At 63.2% G+C, this 16,857-nt stretch carries 17 protein-coding genes and 1 tRNA gene; 9 read left to right on the top strand and 9 right to left on the bottom strand.

Annotated features, from left to right (window positions below):
* The first annotated feature begins 88 nt into the window (after positions 1-88).
* Together SJY33_RS11580 and msrB are read left to right on the top strand one after the other, a co-directional pair.
* The gene (locus SJY33_RS11580; protein ID WP_379922919.1) at positions 89-1,444 is read left to right on the top strand and encodes a cytochrome P450; all 1,356 of its coding nucleotides are present in this window, start codon (positions 89-91) and stop codon (positions 1,442-1,444) included.
* Positions 1,445-1,536: 92 nt separating this feature from the next.
* The gene (gene msrB / locus SJY33_RS11575; RefSeq protein WP_379922918.1) at positions 1,537-2,025 is read left to right on the top strand and encodes a peptide-methionine (R)-S-oxide reductase MsrB; all 489 of its coding nucleotides are present in this window, start codon (positions 1,537-1,539) and stop codon (positions 2,023-2,025) included.
* A 10-nt stretch (positions 2,026-2,035) separates the two neighbouring features.
* Here msrB and SJY33_RS11570 read toward each other — a convergent pair whose 3' ends face one another.
* Together SJY33_RS11570 and SJY33_RS11565 are read right to left on the bottom strand one after the other, a co-directional pair.
* Positions 2,036-2,677: a PilZ domain-containing protein gene (locus SJY33_RS11570; RefSeq protein WP_379922917.1), complete on the bottom strand. Its 642-nt coding sequence runs from the start codon at positions 2,675-2,677 to the stop codon at positions 2,036-2,038.
* Positions 2,678-2,841: 164 nt separating this feature from the next.
* Positions 2,842-2,926: transfer RNA gene (locus tag SJY33_RS11565), tRNA-Leu, on the bottom strand.
* Between the two features lie 103 nt (positions 2,927-3,029).
* On the opposite strand from SJY33_RS11565, the gene SJY33_RS11560 reads away from it, so the two are divergent.
* Positions 3,030-4,715 (top strand): cation:proton antiporter, encoded by a 1,686-nt coding sequence (locus SJY33_RS11560; protein ID WP_379922916.1) that lies wholly within the window; start codon positions 3,030-3,032, stop codon positions 4,713-4,715.
* A gap of 134 nt (positions 4,716-4,849) precedes the next feature.
* On the opposite strand, the gene SJY33_RS11555 is transcribed toward SJY33_RS11560, so the two are convergent.
* Together SJY33_RS11555 and SJY33_RS11550 are read right to left on the bottom strand one after the other, a co-directional pair.
* Positions 4,850-5,128 carry an integration host factor subunit beta gene (locus SJY33_RS11555; RefSeq protein ID WP_379922915.1) on the bottom strand — a complete coding sequence of 93 codons (279 nt, stop codon included), beginning with the start codon at positions 5,126-5,128 and terminating at the stop codon, positions 4,850-4,852.
* Positions 5,129-5,337: 209 nt separating this feature from the next.
* Positions 5,338-5,691, bottom strand: coding sequence for a GntR family transcriptional regulator (locus SJY33_RS11550; protein WP_379922914.1), 354 nt, complete (start codon positions 5,689-5,691; stop codon positions 5,338-5,340).
* Positions 5,692-5,865: 174 nt separating this feature from the next.
* Between SJY33_RS11550 and SJY33_RS11545 the strand changes: the two genes are divergently transcribed.
* The 5 genes from SJY33_RS11545 (at position 5,866) to SJY33_RS11525 (ending at position 11,473) form a co-directional block, all read left to right on the top strand.
* The gene (locus SJY33_RS11545; RefSeq protein WP_379922912.1) at positions 5,866-7,434 is read left to right on the top strand and encodes a peptide MFS transporter; all 1,569 of its coding nucleotides are present in this window, start codon (positions 5,866-5,868) and stop codon (positions 7,432-7,434) included.
* An 89-nt stretch (positions 7,435-7,523) separates the two neighbouring features.
* Complete coding sequence (locus SJY33_RS11540) at positions 7,524-8,948, top strand: amidohydrolase (protein ID WP_379922911.1); 1,425 nt, start codon at positions 7,524-7,526, stop codon at positions 8,946-8,948.
* Positions 8,945-10,252: an amidohydrolase gene (locus tag SJY33_RS11535; RefSeq protein ID WP_379922910.1), complete on the top strand. Its 1,308-nt coding sequence runs from the start codon at positions 8,945-8,947 to the stop codon at positions 10,250-10,252. The genes SJY33_RS11540 and SJY33_RS11535 overlap by 4 nt, the downstream gene beginning before the upstream one ends.
* On the top strand, positions 10,252-10,764 hold the full coding sequence (locus SJY33_RS11530; protein WP_379922909.1) for an FKBP-type peptidyl-prolyl cis-trans isomerase: 513 nt from the start codon (positions 10,252-10,254) through the stop codon (positions 10,762-10,764). The genes SJY33_RS11535 and SJY33_RS11530 overlap by 1 nt, the downstream gene beginning before the upstream one ends.
* A gap of 31 nt (positions 10,765-10,795) precedes the next feature.
* A complete protein-coding gene (locus SJY33_RS11525) occupies positions 10,796-11,473 on the top strand; it encodes an NnrU family protein (protein WP_379922908.1) in 678 nt (225 codons plus the stop codon).
* Here SJY33_RS11525 and SJY33_RS11520 read toward each other — a convergent pair whose 3' ends face one another.
* Positions 11,474-12,271, bottom strand: a complete 798-nt coding sequence (locus SJY33_RS11520) for a crotonase/enoyl-CoA hydratase family protein (RefSeq protein WP_379922907.1) — start codon at positions 12,269-12,271, stop codon at positions 11,474-11,476.
* Between the two features lie 119 nt (positions 12,272-12,390).
* Between SJY33_RS11520 and SJY33_RS11515 the strand changes: the two genes are divergently transcribed.
* The gene (locus tag SJY33_RS11515) at positions 12,391-13,362 is read left to right on the top strand and encodes a VacJ family lipoprotein (RefSeq protein ID WP_379922906.1); all 972 of its coding nucleotides are present in this window, start codon (positions 12,391-12,393) and stop codon (positions 13,360-13,362) included.
* Here the strand turns inward: SJY33_RS11515 and dxs are convergent.
* The 4 genes from dxs to SJY33_RS11495 all read right to left on the bottom strand — a co-directional run bounded on the left by dxs (position 13,359) and on the right by SJY33_RS11495 (position 16,749).
* Positions 13,359-15,290, bottom strand: coding sequence for a 1-deoxy-D-xylulose-5-phosphate synthase (gene dxs / locus SJY33_RS11510; RefSeq protein ID WP_379922905.1), 1,932 nt, complete (start codon positions 15,288-15,290; stop codon positions 13,359-13,361). The two genes, SJY33_RS11515 and dxs, sit on opposite strands and share 4 nt — an antisense overlap.
* A 66-nt stretch (positions 15,291-15,356) precedes the next feature.
* A complete protein-coding gene (locus SJY33_RS11505; RefSeq protein WP_379923581.1) occupies positions 15,357-15,821 on the bottom strand; it encodes a Fur family transcriptional regulator in 465 nt (154 codons plus the stop codon).
* 53 nt (positions 15,822-15,874) lie between these two features.
* Entirely contained in the window at positions 15,875-16,558 is a 684-nt protein-coding gene (gene msrA / locus SJY33_RS11500) for a peptide-methionine (S)-S-oxide reductase MsrA (RefSeq protein WP_379922904.1), read from the bottom strand.
* Positions 16,559-16,563: 5 nt separating this feature from the next.
* Entirely contained in the window at positions 16,564-16,749 is a 186-nt protein-coding gene (locus tag SJY33_RS11495; RefSeq protein WP_379922903.1) for a hypothetical protein, read from the bottom strand.
* Positions 16,750-16,857: the final 108 nt, after the last annotated feature.

Genomic DNA, 16,857 nt, shown 5'->3' with positions numbered 1-16,857 from the left:
AACCCACTATTGACATGCCTGTCAGTTGAGGCAGACTGCGATTCGGACGGAGCGGCTCAAGCCAGAAGCGGCCCGACGGGAGACAGACATGGCCACGATCGCCCCCCACGCGCCGCAAAGCGTTCAGCGCCCGAAAGTGCGGCATGAACCCACCGCGTATGATGCGCTGAAGTCGCATTTCGCCGCGCATCCCGAAGAACGGCCGCGCCATCCTCATGCCTGGGATGTGAGCCGATCTGACATCTATTTCGAGGACCGCTGGCAGCCGATCTTTGCCGAGATGCGCGCCGCCGGGCCACTGCATCATATTCCCGAAAGCCCTTTTGGCCCCTATTGGGCGGTGGTCGGCCACAAGGCGATCCAGCATATCGAAGCGCTGCCTGAAACATTCTCGTCAAGCTGGGAACACGGCGGGATCACCATTCTCAACCGCCTGACTGAGGAAGAGGCCGCGGCTGCCGGGACCGACACCCGCGAACTGCCGATGTTCATTGCGATGGACCGCCCGCAGCACACCGGTCAGCGGCGCACCGTCGCGCCCAAGTTCACGCCATCGGCGATTACCGACATGGAAACGGAAATCCGGGCCCGCACCGGCGAACTGCTCGATTCGCTTCCCCGCGGCGAGGTGTTCGACTGGGTTGATACCGTCTCGATTGAATTGACCACGGGGATGCTGGCGATCCTGTTCGGTTTCCCTTGGGAAGACCGCCGGTTGCTGACCTTCTGGTCGGACTGGGCGGGCGATACCGAACTCGCGACCGTGCGCGAACTGGACGAAATGCGGTGGGGCATCCTTCAGGAAATGGCTGCTTATTTCCAGTCGCTCTGGATCGAGCGGACGATGGACGCAGAGCCGGGCAATGACCTGATTTCGATGATGCTTCACTCGCCCGCGATGAACCAGATGCGGCCCGAAGAATTCATGGGCAATCTGGTGCTGCTGATCGTCGGCGGCAATGACACCACCCGCAACACCATGAGCGGGATCATCCATGGCATGGACAAGTTCCCCGACCAGCGCAAAGCGTTTGAGGAGCACCCCGAACTCATCCCCAACGCGGTGCAGGAAATGCTGCGGATGCAGACCCCGTTGGCGCATATGCGCCGCACCTGCACCGAAGACACAGACGTGTTTGGACAGACCATTAAGGCGGGCGACAAGGTGGTGCTGTGGTACTTGTCTGCCAACCGCGATGAAGAGGTGTTCGACAACGCCGACAAGCTCGACATCACCCGTGAAAACGCCCGCCGCCATCTTGCCTTCGGCTATGGCATCCACCGCTGTGTGGGCGCGCGCCTGGCGGAATTGCAGCTGAAGGTGTTACTGGAAGAAATGCACAAGCGCCGGATGCGTGTGCATGTTGCGGGCGATGTTGAACGGGTGCGCGCCAACTTCGTGCACGGATTCCGCAAGCTTGAAGTGGAAATCACCACTTTTTGACAGAGGGTCTGTGGGCGGATGTGAAACTGCCGCGGCGTTCCGGGCGTATTAAGGATGTACCTAATACGCCTCTCGTGATGGAAAGCTCTGTGATGCACCTGCCCCCGATCAGCCGCCGCCGCCTTATCGCCGTTGGCGCTACCTTGCCGTTTGTCGCTGCTTGCGGAAGTGTGCCGGCCGAAGCGAAGAATTACCCCAAGGGCAAGACCGAAGCCGAATGGCGGCGCCTGCTCACCAAACAGCAGTTCTATGTCCTGCGCGAAGAAGGCACCGAACGCGCTTTCACCTCACCGCTCGACAAGGAAAAGCGCAAGGGCACCTTCGTATGTGCGGGCTGCGCCAACCCCGTCTATTCATCGCTGCACAAATACGACAGCCGCACCGGCTGGCCGAGCTTTTATCAGGCGGTAGACAAGGGCGCCGTAGGCACATCGACCGACTACAAGATCGGCTACCCCCGCACCGAAGTGCATTGTGCCGATTGCGGCGGACATCTGGGCCATATCTTCGCTGATGGACCCAAGCCCACCGGGAAACGCCACTGCATCAACGGTGTCGCGCTGAAGTTCGTCCCTGCCTGAGCCAGCGCAATTAGGATTCGAGCAGCGCGGGAGCCTGCAGCAACGCAGCCAGACGCGCAAACTCGCCCAGCGTGAAGGTGTCGTCGAACACCACCCCATATTGGCGATCGCGCCGCCAGCGCACCTTGGCGCGCACTTCGCGGATCTGTCCGCCGGGTCCGGGGCCCGCGATGCGGACATTCTGGTCGATGGCCAGCAGCGTGTCGCAGCTAAGCCGCGCGCCTTGCTGGGACACGTTTTCCACCACCGCGTCGAAGCAGCCCGACAGGGTATGGATCGTCACCGGAAAACACAGGCCCAGCCGCAAACCACGCTTGGGATATTCGGCCGATTCGTGGACCAGCCGCGCAACTTCGACGGTTTCGTCGAAGGTGAACCCCGCCTCGTTATCGCGCTGCCATACCCGATTGACTTCATACACCGCGCCTGCTGGCATGTGCAGCGCGTAGGTCGCGCATGCTGGCAAGGCGTGGAACAGCCGCACGCTGATCCCGGTTTCCGAAACATCGCGAATCACACACACGAATTCGCCCTGCGCCGACACCAGCTTGGCAGCGCGGATCAGAAGCGTGAACCGCGGTGCGGCGCGCTGATCCGCGTCGGTCGCCGTTGGCTCCGGTGTCAGCTTGGCTGTGTTGGTCCCTGTGTCCATGTCCAATTGTCCCAACCCGACAGCCCCTGGTCCTGGCACTGGCGAGACGCGAAGATGGGGCGCGACTGCCCCAAGCTTGCCCCAAAGGCTTAGGTAGAAGGCGTTAAGGCGGAGATAATGGCAAGATCGCGATCAACGCTGCGTCGCAGCGGGTGAAGGCGATCTGGTACGGGCGGCGGGACTCGAACCCGCACGAGCAAAGCTCAGGGGATTTTAAGTCCCCGGCGTCTACCATTCCGCCACGCCCGCATCACAACGCCCTTTGCACAGATTGCCGGTCGAGCGCCAGAGCTTGCCAGTCGCCGAATGATCGCCCATCTCGGGCGAGATTTTCGGGAAACAAGGGCGCACCATGGCGGGCGAGGCATCTGACGCGCATTCTGTGGTGGCGACCATACAACCGGCGATCACGCTGCTGGGCCTGGGCATCGGCGCCGCCTTGGCGAGCCGCGCGCTGCGGTTGAACCCCATCGTCGGCTATCTCGGCCTGGGTCTCGGGCTTGCCAGTCTCGGCACGGCGGCCGATTTCCGCGGGCCCGTGGTTGCCGCAATGGCAGAAGCCGGTGTGATGTTTCTGCTGTTCAACCTTGGACTGCATTTTTCGCTGGGCCGGATACGGGCCGAGGCCGCCAATATCTTCGGCTTTGGCGCCTTGCAGATGGCGGTGGCCGGCGGCGGCTTTGCGGCCTTGTTCTGGATGTTCGGCCTTTCGCCGGCCTTTGCCGCGATTGCGGGGTTCAGCATGGGGCTATCGTCGACCGCAGTGGTGATCGGCTTGATCCGCGAGCGTGGGCAGGAAGACTGCCCGGTGGGCCGCGCCGCGCAATCGATCCTCATCTTTCAGGATATCGCTGCCATCGCGCTTCTGGTGACGGCTGGCGCCTTGGCGGGTGGCGGCGATCTGGCGCCTGCGCTGGGAATGGCGGGGATTAAGGCACTGGCAGCGTTCGGCATCGCAGTGCTGTTTGCGCGCTTTCTCACAGAGCCCCTGTTCGGTCTCATCGCACGTGCGGGCACAACCGAGGTCTATACCGCGACCGCGCTGTTTATCGCGTTGGCAGCCGGGTGGGCGACAGGCATGGCAGGGCTGTCACTGACACTGGGCGCCTTTCTGGGCGGCATGGCAGTGGCCGATTCGCGTTACCGGATCCTTGTCCAGACCGAGATCGACGCCTTTCGTGGCCTGTTCCTGAGCTTTTTCTTCATCTCGGTCGGCTTGTCGATCGATCCCCTTCTGCTGGTCAGCGACTGGGACCTCGTGGTTGCCATGACACTGGCAATGATCGTGCTGAAGTGCGCGTTCAATGTGGCGGCCGCCCTGGTCAACCGCTGGTCGGTGCCCGGATCGATTCAGCTGGGTTTTCTGCTCGGGCAGGGCAGTGAATTCACGCTTGTCCTGCTGGCGCTGCCAGCTGTTGCAGGTCTGGCAGAGCCGAGGCTGGTATCGGCGCTGGTGACGGCCATCGCGATCAGCCTGGCAGTGACATCCTTGATCTCCAACATAGGACGCAAGCTTGCAGGGCGCCTGCGGGCAGGTCCGCCCGACCGCAAGCTGGCAGGCGATGACGCGCCGGTGCTGATTATTGGAATGACGCCTGTGGGCCGCGCTCTGGCAGATGCGCTGTCGTATAATGATATCGGCTACCTCGCCTTGGAAGCCGATCATGACCGGTTCGAGCTGGCGTTGGCAGACGGGTATCATGTCCACCGCGCCAATCCCGCCGATCCGCGCAGCTGGGACGCAATCGGGATCGATCGCCGTACGGTTCTGGTCGTCGCCACGGGCGATACCAGTGTGTCGCGTGAAGTGACTCCGCTGGCGCAGGAGCGCATGCCGAATATCGCGCGAATCATCGCCGCGCCGGGTCCGGACGAGGCGAGCGAAATGGCCCAGCTCGGCCTGTTGCCCGTCGATATGAGCCTGAGCGGCGGCAGCGCACGCATGATCGAGCTGGTCTTTACCGCACTGGGCAAAGACCGCACGCTTCCACTACCCGGTCTCGCACACGCCGATCATCGCACGCGCGAAGCCGCGTAGGACGCACGCGCCGGCGATACCCTGTTGGAGCGACGGACATGGTTGACCACCAGCCACCAAAGCACCGCCGCACTGAACATCAAGCTGAGCATGGCGCATGCAGGCCCGATACCTGCTGCACCATGTCGGCAGCCTTATTTGTTCAAACGTTCACGAATTTCCTTGCCGGCCTTGAAATAGGGCACGCGCTTTCCGGGCACGTCCACTGTTTCGCCGGTGCGCGGGTTGCGCCCGCTGCGCGCCTCACGCTCCCGCGTGGAGAAGGCGCCAAAGCCGCGCAGTTCCACCCGGCCACCTTCGGCCAGACGCTGTGCGATTTCATCGAAGAAAATATCCACCACCTGCTCGATCTCGTCGGCGCGGAGGTCTGGATTGTCTTTATGCAGTTCCTGCAGCAATTCGGATCTGATCATACCGATCTCCCGGCGTGATGGACGGTTCGGCCACCATCTACGCCGCAAATGCGGGTTACCCCGTCGTTTCGTTTACGCGCCTCCGACCCGAAAGGCGGCCCCAATACTCGCAGCCATGCAGGTTAGGCAACCCGCCGCTGGTGAGTAGGAACACACTGGCAGAATAAGGGAAATTCTGCAAGTTGCATTCCGGCCGGCGCGTCAAATGTCTATGATGTGTGCGCCAAGTTCGCCGGGTCGAGCCCCAGGCGCTGCATTCGGTTGACAATGTCAGGCCATTCTTCGCGCAGGAAGGTTTCGCGTTCAGCACTGCGCAGGCGTTCCGCGGCGCCGCGCACGACATACATGCCGACACCGCGCTGCACTTCGACAAGGCCATCGTTCTGGAACTGCTGATAGGCTTTCGCCACGGTGAGCGGGTTGGCCCCCTGCTCTGCCGCCAGCGCCCGCACCGACGGCAGCATCGCACCCTCCGCGTAGATACCGTCGATGATCGCCGCCGCGATCTGGTCGCGCAGCTTGAGATAGACGGGGCGGGTGGAGCTTGGGCGGTTTGGGGTCATGTACGGCAAAGTCCCTTGCGAGGTGCATCAGTGCCATAATACAGCCATGCGGTCAAGTTGATCGCGATCCGGTTTCATACGCAACAAAAGCTTCACATGACCGAATGAGGCGTTAGGTTGCGCCCCCATGGTACCGCGCCCGGAGAGGGGTGCGCACAAGGGATATCCGATTTCATGGCTACTGCTGAGCTTCCGCATGGGGACAGCGCCGGGACTTTTCTCGGCCACCCCAAAGGTCTGTTCGTCCTCTTTTTCGCCGAGATGTGGGAACGCTTTTCCTACTACGGCATGCGGGCGCTGCTGATTTTCTACCTGACCAAGCATTGGCTGTTTGACGATGCCCAAGCTGGCGTCATCTACGGCGCATATACCGCGTTGGTGTACATCACCCCGGTTCTGGGCGGCTATCTGGCGGACAAGTATCTGGGGCAGCGCAAGGCCGTGGCCTACGGCGCGGTGCTGCTGACCTTCGGCCACTTCCTGATGGGCTTCGAAGGCACCGGCGGCCAGGATCAGGCCGCGCTCAACATCTTCTGGCTGGCGCTCGCCTTCATCATCGTCGGCTCGGGCTTTTTGAAGGCCAACATTTCGGTGATCGTCGGGCAGCTCTATCCGCGTACCGACGTGCGGCGCGACGGGGCCTACACCATCTTCTACATGGGCATTAACCTCGGCGCCGCCTTCGGTTCGTTGCTGTGCGGGTATCTGGGCGAAACCTATGGCTGGGCTTACGGTTTTGGTGCTGCGGGCTTTGGCATGCTGCTTGGCCTCGTTGTGTTCACGGTCTTCAGGCCGCTGCTGCTGGGCCGGGGCGAGCCGCCTGCGCTGTTGAGCAAGGGGCTCGAATGGGGTCTTTACGCCGTGGGTTTGCTTGCCGTGGTTGCATGCTGGTGGATGGTACAAAATCAAGCTGTAGTGGGCAGCCTGCTGGGTATCGCTGGCGCCATTCTGGTCGCTTACGTGATCTTCACCGCCGTGGTGAAGCTCGAACCGCATGACCGGGACCGTATCTTTGCCGCGATGTTCCTCATCCTGGGCTCGATCCTGTTCTGGGCGTTGTTCGAACAGGCTGGTTCGTCGCTCAACCTTTACACGGACCGCTATGTCGACCGGGGCGGGGTGCCCGCATCGGTGTTCCAGTCGATCAACGCAATTTACATCGTCCTTCTGGCTCCGCTGTTTGCAGCGTTGTGGACGTGGCTGGGCCGCAAGGGGCTTGAACCCTCGGCGCCGGCCAAGTTCGGATTTGCGCTGATGCAGCTGGGAGCTGGCTTCCTTGTGCTGGTGGCAGGGGCTGCGACGGGGGACATGACCCCGGTGCTGTTCATCTTCCTCATCTATCTGCTCCACACCACCGGCGAGCTTTGCCTCAGCCCTGTCGGCCTGTCGGCGATGAACCGGTTGGCACCAGCGCACATGGCATCGCTGATCATGGGCACGTGGTTCTTCGCTTCGGCCACCGGCAACTTTGCCGCAGGACTGATCGCGGCGGCGACCGGATCGGAAGCGGCCTCGGGCGAAGGCGCGGCCAAGGAAACCGTGCTCGGCGTCTACAGCCAGATCGGCTGGGTGGCGATTGCGGTGGGCGTGGGCGTGCTGGTTGTCAGCCCGCTCATCAAGAAGCTCATGCACCTCGACACGTTGCAGGACGATGATGCCAGTACCGCACTCGAAGGCCAGAAGGAAGCCGGACTCGAAGCACAGCAGGCGGGTGTCCACCCTGCTACCCGTCCGGCTGAATAACACAGGGGCGATAGTTTAATCGCCTGACTGCATGGACAAGCTTCCCGTTTCCCGTCACACATTGTGACAGGGAAACGGGAAGGGTTTCGATGATTTCACACACCAAATTGCGAGCGCGCATCGGCGTGCTGGCCACTCTGGCAAACGCGCTGGCGCTGTCCGCCTGCGCGACCACCGGGACTTCAGGCGACACTGCGAGCGCCTCGGGCAAATCCGATGACAAGACTTTCGCCGCGACGCCCGCGGGCGATCCGGTGTTCGCCTCGACCTACAAGCCCTTCCCTAACGCCGCGACCGCGATCCGCGGTGCGACGATCTATGACGGCAAGGGCGGACGCATCGAAAACGGCGTCGTGTTCATGTCTGGCGGCAAGATCACATCGGTCGGCGGCCCGGATACCCCGATCCCGGCCGACATTGCGGTGTTCGACGGCACCGGCAAATTCATCACCCCCGGCATCATCGACATTCATTCGCACCTTGGCGATTATCCCTCGCCCGGTGTCGAAGCCCATTCGGACGGAAACGAAGCCACCGCGCCGACTACGCCCGAAGTCTGGGCCGAACATTCGGTCTGGCCGCAGGACCCCGGCTTCAGCCGCGCGCTCGCCAATGGCGGGGTCACCGCGCTCCAGATCCTCCCCGGCTCGGCTAACCTGATGGGCGGGCGATCGGTCACGCTCAAGAACGTGCCTGCGCGCACGGTGCAGGGCATGAAGTTCCCCGGCGCGCCCTATTCGATGAAGATGGCCTGCGGGGAGAACCCCAAGCGCGTTTATGGCAGCCGCGGGCGGATGCCGTCGACCCGGATGGGCAACTTCGCCGTCAACCGCGAAACCTGGCTCGGCGCGATCGATTACGCCAATGATCCCAAGGCGAAACGCGATCTCGGCAAGGAAACGCTGGTCGGCGTGCTCAAGGGCGACATCCTGATCCAGAACCACTGCTACCGCGCTGACGAGATGGCGCTGGTGCTCGATATGGCCAAGGAGATGGGCTACAAGGTCGCCGCGTTCCACCACGCGGTCGAAGCCTACAAGATCGGCGATCTGCTACGCGAAAACGATGTGTGCAGCGCGATCTGGGCCGACTGGTACGGCTTCAAGATGGAAAGCTATGACGGCATCATGGAGAACGCCGCCTTCCTGCAACGCGAAGGCGCCTGCGTGGTGATCCATTCGGATGACCAGAACGATATCCAGCGACTGAATCAGGAAGCCGCCAAGGCGCAGGCCGCCGGGCAGCGGCTGGGCATGGACATTCCCGATGCCACGGTCATCCAGTGGATCACACTGAACGCTGCCAAGGCAATGGGGATCGATGATCTGACCGGCAGCCTTGAAGCCGGGAAGATGGCCGATGTGGTGCTGTGGAACGGCGATCCGCTGAGCGTTTATTCGCGACCCGAGAAGGTGTGGATCGACGGCGCACTGATGTTCGATGCGATGAACCCAAAGACCCGTCCGGTGAGCGATTTCGAGCTCGGCCAGCCCGGCGAAGGAGATGTGAAGTGAAGCGGCTTCTCACGCTGGCGGCGAGCGTTCTCGCCCTCACCGCTCCTGCGATGGCGCAGGATGTCACCATCACCAATGCCCGGCTCGTGATCGGCGATGGTTCGGCCCCGATCGAGGGCGGCACCGTGGTCGTGCGCGGAGGCAACGTGATCTATGCTGGCCCCGCGGGCGGTGCGCCGCAGGGCGGCACGTCTGTCGATGCGAACGGCGGATGGGTAACACCCGGCCTGTTTGCGACCGTCACCACGCTGGGTCTTGCGGATGTATCGGCGGTGGGTGAAACCAATGACATTACCGCACGCGGCACGCCGTTCAGCGCGGCGCTGGACGCATCGACCGCGATCAACCCGACATCGCAGCATATCCTTGTCCACAAGGCGGCGGGTATCACCCGTGCAGCGACGACAACGATGCCTTCGGGATCGATCTTCGCCGGGCAGGGTGCAATCATTGATCTGGATGGCGATGCCCGCCCCGTGGTGCAGGCGCGCGCGTTCCAGATGGTGACGCTGGGCGAAGCGGGTGCGGACAACGCGGGCGGCAGCCGCGTGGCCGCCCATGCCCTGCTGCGCGCTGCCCTGCGCGAAGCGCAGGCGCTGATCGGCAAAACCGGTATTCCCAAGACGACCGAGATCGGCAAGGCCGATGACGTGCTGCTCAGCCGTTTCGATGCCGAGGCGCTGGTGCCGGTGGTGACGGGGCGCCAGAAGCTGTATGTCGCGGTGGATCGGATGGCGGATATTCGCGCCGTGCTGGCGTTGAAGCAGGAATACCCGCGGCTCGACCTTGTTCTGGTGGGCGCGACCGAAGGCTGGCTGGTAGCGAATGAAATCGCGGCTGCCGGCGTGCCGGTGATCGCGAACGGGCTTATCGACCTCCCCGAAACCTTCGAGCAACTGGGTGCGACGCAATCGAACGCCGGGCGGCTTGCCGCTGCGGGCGTGAAAGTTGCGATCAACGCAGCCACCATGCAGGACCCCCGCCGCTTGCAGCAGGTGGCGGGCAACCTTGTCGCGCTGACCCGGATACCCGGCGCCAACGGCATGGAGTGGGGGAGGGCCTTTGCTGCGATCAGTTCCGTCCCCGCCGATATCAGCGGCATGGGCGGCAAGGCGGGCGTGCTGACGGCAGGCGCGCTGGGCGATGTGGTGATGTGGGACGGAGACCCGCTCGAAGTGGGGTCTGTGCCTACGCGGGTGTTCATCGGCGGGGTCGAACAAGATCTTACCAATCACCAGACCCGGCTGCGGGATCGCTATATCGACCTTGATGAAAGCGACCGGCCCAAGGCTTACGATTGGTAATGCTCGGATCGCCCAAGCTGTTCGGCGCCGCCTTGATCGGCGCGTTTCTCACCGTTTCTGCTCCAGTTCTGGCGCAGGACGGTCAGAGCGTTTCCACGGTGGCCGACGATGCACAGAATCCCGCGTGGCACACCCAGCAACAGCTCTATCTTCTTGGTCTGACAGCGGAGGATGGCTGGCACTTCATTGATGGCGGCGTGCGGTGGCGCTGGATCAGCTATCGCGCATCGCAGCGCAAGCCGACCGTGGCGGATGAGGTTACCGTTCATTACGAGGGCCGTCTGCTCGACGGGACAGTGTTTGACAGTTCCTATCAGCGCGGCGCACCGGCAACTTTTCCGCTGGGCCGACTGGTCAGGGGCTGGCAGCTTGCCATCCCGCAGATGGGCGTGGGCGAAACGATCGAAATCGCCATTCCCGCCGATCTGGCCTACGGCCCCGTTGGGCGGGGACCGATCCCCGGCAATGCGACGCTGGTGTTCAAGGTGGAGTTGATCGACATCGCCGACTAGGCTTGCAACTACTTGGGGGAGGGTGCGTGTCATGAACGAAGCATTGGTGAGCCTGATCGCGGCAAATATCGCCTTTGTCGGCACGCACTTCGTCATGTCACATCCCTTGCGCGCACCACTGGTCAAGGCCTTGGGCGCGGGCGGGTTTCAGATAGCCTATGTCGCCGTGAGCTTTGCCACGCTGGCGTGGGTCTATTTCGCATTCCTCGCATCGCCCCCTGCCGATCTGCCCGGATCAGGCACCATCGGCTGGATCGCGGCGACGATCATCACCTGGCCTGCGATGGTTCTGCTTGCAGGTTCCTTCATCGGCAACCCCGCGCTGCCAACGCCTATGGCAGAAGCGCAGGCGCGGGCGGAACCTGCACGCGTTTTCAAGGTGACACGGCACCCGATGATGTGGGGGATCGGGCTGTGGGCGCTTTCGCACATGGCGCTGTTCTGGAGCACGCGGACGATGGTGACGGCGCTCGCCATGGGTATCCTCGCGCTGGTCGGCGCCCGGCTTCAGGACACGAAGAAGGAAGCCTTGATGGGCGACGCGTGGGCCGCATGGGAAAGCCGCACAAGCTACTGGCCGCGTTGGGGCGTTTTGCTTCGTGTCGGCGCGGTGCCGCTGATCGCAGGCACCGCGCTGTGGCTGGCGGGAAGCTGGCTGCACCTGTGGCGCGCTGGTATTCCCGCCGGCGTGTGGCGCTGGATCGGGTAATTACTCGCCCTTGAACACTGCTGCGCGCTTCTCGATCAGCGCGGCAACACCCTCGGCATGATCGGCGGTGGTGTGCATCATCGCCTGCGTGTTGGCGGCAAGTTCCAGTGCGGTGTCGTAGCTGATCTGCTGGCCCTGCCGCAGCAGGTTCTTGGTGTGGCGCAGCGAATGCGGCGGCAGCAGCGCAATCTTTGCCGCAAGCGCGCGGGCCTCGTCCATCAGCGTGTCTGCTGGAACCACCCGGCTGACAAGGCCCCAGTCTTTTGCGGTGGCGGCGTCGATCACATCGCCGGTGTAGAACAGCTCTGCCGCGCGGCTCATGCCGATCACGCGGGGGAGAATCCATGTGCCGCCATCGCCGGGGATGATCCCGAGCTTGAGGAAGGTGACGCCAAACTTGGCCGCCTCGCTCGCGATGCGGATGTCGGCAAGGCAGGCGACATCGCAGCCGAGGCCGATGGCAGGGCCATTAACTGCAGCGATAACCGGGACACGCAGGCCGTACAATGCGCGCAGCATCTGGTGGATGTTGTCACGATAACCGTCTGAGATCGCCGGCGTGGTGCCGCCGAAGGTGCCGGTCTTGTTCTGCATCGCCTTGATATCGCCGCCCGCGCTGAATGCACGGCCTGCGCCGGTCAGGATCACCACCCGGCAATCCATGTCTCGGTTGATCGCGTTGGCGACGCTCACGAATTCATCCCCGTCACCCGGCGCGCCCAGCGGGTTCATCGTATCCGCCCGGTCTAGCGTGAGGATGGTGACGGGGCCTTCTTTGGCAATCTGGATCAGGGACATTGCAGGGCCTTGCGCGATAAGGGAGGACAATTCAGCTTGCGTATAGGCGCGTCGTCGCAAGGGCAAGGCTGGCACCCTGTGGCCTGTGCTATGACAAGGGGGCGAAGCGGAGAACTCGATTGCCCGGCCTTACCCTGATTGCAGCCCCATCACCGCTGTTGCGCGCCGCGCTGGCGCTGGCCGCACCGCCAGCTGCGGCGCATCCACCGCTTGTTGTTCCGCTGGAATGGCACCTTTCTGCCGCGCAGGCCGCCGTGCCCCTTGCCCAGACCGAAACAACCCCACCGCCGCGCGAGGGCGATACAGGGGCTGATGAGCCCGTAAACGAAATCGTGGTCGAAGGCTCGTACGGCCCGCCCAAAAGCGATCCGCTCGAGCAGATCAATGAAGACAGTTACCGGATTACCCAATCAGTCGATCAGGCGTTGGTCGAGCCTGTCACCTATGCCTACCGCGACGGTTTGCCCGAGCCGGTGCGTGATGGGCTGGGTAATGTGGTGCGCAATCTTGCCGAGCCGAGCAATGCGCTGAACTTTTTGCTGCAAGGCAAGGTCGGCAAGGCGTTCGAAACGCTGGGGCGGCTGGCAATCAACACCACGCTGGGCGTGGGCGGACTGTTCGATGTGGCGGGCAACAAAGCCGATCTGCCCTATCGCCGCAACGGCTTTGCCAACACGATGGGGTTTTACGGCGTAGGGCCGGGCCCCTATGTTTACATGCCGCTGGTGGGTGCGACCACTTTGCGCGATTTCATCGGCAATTCGCTCGATCAGGCCTTGCTGCCTTATACCGTCGGCGAACCGTTCAACCGCAGCGAATTTGCCGCGAGCTATTTCGTGGTCAACGCGATCGACCGGCGGCTGGCGCTCGATGCAGAATTGGTCGAAATTCGCGCGTCGGATGATCCCTATGTGATGCGGCGCGAAACCTACCTCGAACGGCGCCGCCGCGAGATTGCGGCGCTGAAGGGTGAGCCGGTGACGGGGCAGGAAACCGCCCCCGTCCCTATTGAAGAGCCAGCGCCGCAAGGCAACCTGACGGTGCCGGAGCGGTTGCAAATCCGCTCCGTGCCCCCGCCCGAAGGCCGTTAAGCCCGCGCTTCTTCGCCCGTGGCAACGCCTGCGCTGTTGTGCTTTAGCGCCTTCAACACCGTATCCACGATCTGCGGGGCGTTCAGCCCTGCCTCGTCATATTGCTTCATCGGGTCGTCGTGATCGATGAAGGTATCGGGCAGCCGCAGCGTACGCACTTTCAATCCGTTGTCGGTAAGGCCGGTGTCGCTGGCAAAGGTCAGCACATGCGCGCCGAGCCCGCCGACCGAGCCTTCCTCGACCGTGACGATCACTTCGTGGGTGCGCATCAGGCGGGCGATCAGCTCTTCGTCCAGAGGCTTGGCAAAGCGCATGTCGGCGACCGTGGTCGAAAGCCCCTTGGCTTCCAGCGTATCGGCGGCCTTTAACGCTTCGGCGAGGCGCGAACCGAGCGAGAGGATCGCCACCTTGGTTCCTTCGCGGACCACGCGGCCCTTGCCGATTTCCAGCTTCACCGGAATCTCGGGCAGGGGAACCCCGGTGCCGTTGCCACGCGGGTAGCGGAAGGCGATGGGGCCGTCGTCATACTCGGCGGCGGTGTAGGTCATGTGGACCAGTTCCGCTTCGTCGGCGGCGGCCATTACCACCATGTTGGGCAGTGTTGCCAGATACGTCACATCGAAGCTGCCAGCGTGCGTCGCCCCGTCCGCGCCGACCAGTCCGGCGCGGTCGATGGCGAAGCGCACCGGCAGGTTCTGGATGCACACATCGTGTACGACCTGATCGTAGGCGCGCTGGAGGAAGGTGGAGTAAATCGCCGCGAAGGGTCGCATCCCTTCGGCCGCCAGACCCGCCGCGAAGGTCACCGCGTGCTGTTCGGCAATGCCGACATCGAAGGTGCGGGTGGGGTGCGCCTTGGCAAACTTGTCGACGCCGGTGCCGGACGGCATGGCGGCGGTTATCGCGCAAATGCGGTCATCGGTCTCGGCCAGCTTCGCCAGCGTCAGGCCGAACACGTCCTGATAGGCGGGCGCGGATGGCGCGCTCTTGGCCTTTTCGCCGGTGACGACGTTGAACTTGGGCACGCCGTGATACTTGTCGGCGCTGTTTTCGGCCGGCGCGTAGCCCTTGCCCTTTTCGGTGACGACATGGATCAGCACCGGGCCTTCGGACGTGTCGCGCACGTTTTCGAGCACCGGTAGCAGGTGATCGAGATTATGCCCGTCGATCGGGCCGACATAATAGAAGCCCAGCTCTTCGAACAGCGTCCCACCGGTCACCAGGCCGCGGGTGAACTCTTCCGCCTTGCCGATGGTGTCGTGCATCCGGCGGCTCAGCTTCTTGACCGCGCGGCTGGCGAGGCTGCGGATGCCGAGATATTCGCTCGAGGACACCATGCGCGCGAGGTATGCCGAAAGCCCGCCCACCGGCGGCGCGATCGACATGTCGTTGTCGTTGAGGATCACGACCAGCCGGTTGCCCGCCAGCGCGGCGTTGTTCATCGCCTCATAGGCCATGCCCGCGCTCATCGAGCCATCGCCGATCACCGCAATGCCGCGGCCCGGCCGCCCACGCAGTTTGTTGGCGACGGCAAAGCCCAGCGCTGCACTGATCGAGGTGGAAGAATGCGCCGCGCCGAAGGGATCGTATTCGCTTTCGCTGCGCTTGGTGAAGCCTGAAAGCCCCCCGCCCTGACGCAGCGTGCGGATGCGGTCGCGCCGTCCGGTAATGATCTTGTGCGGATAGCACTGGTGCCCCACGTCCCACACCAGCTTGTCCTCGGGCGTGTTGAACACGTAATGCAGCGCCACGGTCAGTTCGACCACGCCCAGCCCCGATCCCAGATGCCCGCCCGATGTGCTGACGGCATCGATCATTTCGGTGCGCAGTTCATCGGCAAGCTGGCGCAGCTGTTCAGGCTTGAGGCGGCGCAGGTCGTCGGGTGTGTTCACCTGATCGAGCAGGGGCGTAATAGGCGATTGTGTCATACCCCCCAGCCTTACACGGGGAAATCGGGCGTGTCGATTGAAGGCTTTGCGTCAGAACGATTGCGGTCAGGTGCACCCTTTGCAGCGACCGCGAATTTCCAGCACCGGCCGTTCGGCCCGGAAATCGCGCGCCGCAGCAATCGCTCTCACCGCGCGGCTGACATCTTCGTCGTCGACATGCGCAGCCTCGCCGCATTCGTCGCACACCAGGAAGATGCAGTCATGCGCGCAGCCCGGGTGGGTGTTGGCCAGATAGGCGTTGGCGCTTTCGACGCGCATGGCCAGATTGCCCGCCACAAACACATCCAGGATGCGGTAGACCGAATTGGGGGCTACCCGCTTGCCGCGCGCGGCGGACAGGTTGTCGGCGATGTCATAGGCGGACACCGGGCGTTCGTGCCGGGCAAGTTCGGCAAACACGGCCTCGCGCATGGCGGTCCATTGTTCGCCTGCCGAAACCAAAGCCCGCGCCGCTTCGGCGACGAGGCCGGGGCCGGAATGTTCGTGATGCTGATGTGCGTGCGGTGCCATGGGCATGATATAGGCGGGCCCGCAGCAATCGCAAAGCGTCGCTTTACCGGGGGCTAGCCCGCGTCGCGCAGGAAGGTGCTGCGGTACATTGCCGGGAACATGGTCTTCAAGGCTGCAACCTTGGGCGCATCCCACCGCACGATGTAGCGGCTGTTCGGATTGTTGATCATGTAATCCTGATGATAGGCTTCGGCCGGATAGAACGCCTTGTAAGATTCAATCTGGGTGGCGATTGGCCGTTTCCACAGACCCGCCTTGCCAAGCTGTGCGATATAGGCCTTGGCCACCGCAGCCTGTTCGCCATTGGTGGGCACGATGGCGCTGCGATAATGCGCGCCCACATCAGGGCCTTGACGGTTCTTGAGGGTCGGATCGGCCACCACCGAAAAGAAGATCCGCAGCAACTGATCATAACGAACGACCGCAGGATCATAGGTGATCCTCACGCTCTCGGCATGATCGGTCATGCCGCTGGAAACAACGTCATACTTGGCGCTTTTCGCGGTTCCGCCGTGATAGCCCGACACGGCTGATTTCACGCCCTTCACATGGCTGAACACGCCCTCGACACCCCAAAAACACCCCCCGGCAAAGATCGCTGTCTTGAGGCCCTTGGGTTCCTTCGCGGTGCGGGCGGCGGCCGGTGCGTTGACGGCTTCTTCGGCCGCGGTGGCGGGGCCGGCGCAAGCGGTCACCGCAAGAGCAGCGGCGGCAAGCAGTGCGGCAAGCGTTTTCATGGGCGTCAGCGTCCTTCGGGCGCGATGAGGAAATCACCGGCGGGAACCGGGGCTTCATGGCTCTCCGCCGCCTGTGCTGCGGGCGCTAGTTCGCCGCCCCAAGTGCCAGCGTTGCCCACAGCCAGCATCACGGCGCCAAAGGCGAAGCCGATGCCGAAGTTGCGAAACAGATCGGGTGAGAAAAGGCGCATGGGAAGCTCGCAATGTCCGTTGTAGCCGAATGTCCTTTTGCCCGATGCCGAATTGCAGCGGGATGAACGTGGCCGTCAGGCCCGATTGGGTTGGGCTCTGATCTAGAT

It is taken from the genome of Erythrobacter sp. R86502 (assembly GCF_042466465.1).
Lineage (GTDB): Bacteria > Pseudomonadota > Alphaproteobacteria > Sphingomonadales > Sphingomonadaceae > Erythrobacter.
The sequence above is the reverse complement of the archived record's forward strand: the minus strand, read 5'-3'. Positions and strand labels throughout refer to the sequence as shown.

Coding starts and splice junctions, on each gene's coding strand:
- msrB (WP_379922918.1), top strand. CDS start 1,537: ATGCACCTGCCCCCGATCAGCCGCCGCCGCCTTATCGCCGTTGGCGCT.
- SJY33_RS11530 (WP_379922909.1), top strand. CDS start 10,252: ATGCTCGGATCGCCCAAGCTGTTCGGCGCCGCCTTGATCGGCGCGTTT.
- msrA (WP_379922904.1), bottom strand. CDS start 16,558: ATGAAAACGCTTGCCGCACTGCTTGCCGCCGCTGCTCTTGCGGTGACC.
- SJY33_RS11525 (WP_379922908.1), top strand. CDS start 10,796: ATGAACGAAGCATTGGTGAGCCTGATCGCGGCAAATATCGCCTTTGTC.
- SJY33_RS11540 (WP_379922911.1), top strand. CDS start 7,524: ATGATTTCACACACCAAATTGCGAGCGCGCATCGGCGTGCTGGCCACT.
- SJY33_RS11520 (WP_379922907.1), bottom strand. CDS start 12,271: ATGTCCCTGATCCAGATTGCCAAAGAAGGCCCCGTCACCATCCTCACG.
- dxs (WP_379922905.1), bottom strand. CDS start 15,290: ATGACACAATCGCCTATTACGCCCCTGCTCGATCAGGTGAACACACCC.
- SJY33_RS11505 (WP_379923581.1), bottom strand. CDS start 15,821: ATGGCACCGCACGCACATCAGCATCACGAACATTCCGGCCCCGGCCTC.
- SJY33_RS11495 (WP_379922903.1), bottom strand. CDS start 16,749: ATGCGCCTTTTCTCACCCGATCTGTTTCGCAACTTCGGCATCGGCTTC.
- SJY33_RS11580 (WP_379922919.1), top strand. CDS start 89: ATGGCCACGATCGCCCCCCACGCGCCGCAAAGCGTTCAGCGCCCGAAA.
- SJY33_RS11560 (WP_379922916.1), top strand. CDS start 3,030: ATGGCGGGCGAGGCATCTGACGCGCATTCTGTGGTGGCGACCATACAA.
- SJY33_RS11570 (WP_379922917.1), bottom strand. CDS start 2,677: ATGGACACAGGGACCAACACAGCCAAGCTGACACCGGAGCCAACGGCG.
- SJY33_RS11550 (WP_379922914.1), bottom strand. CDS start 5,691: ATGACCCCAAACCGCCCAAGCTCCACCCGCCCCGTCTATCTCAAGCTG.
- SJY33_RS11545 (WP_379922912.1), top strand. CDS start 5,866: ATGGCTACTGCTGAGCTTCCGCATGGGGACAGCGCCGGGACTTTTCTC.
- SJY33_RS11555 (WP_379922915.1), bottom strand. CDS start 5,128: ATGATCAGATCCGAATTGCTGCAGGAACTGCATAAAGACAATCCAGAC.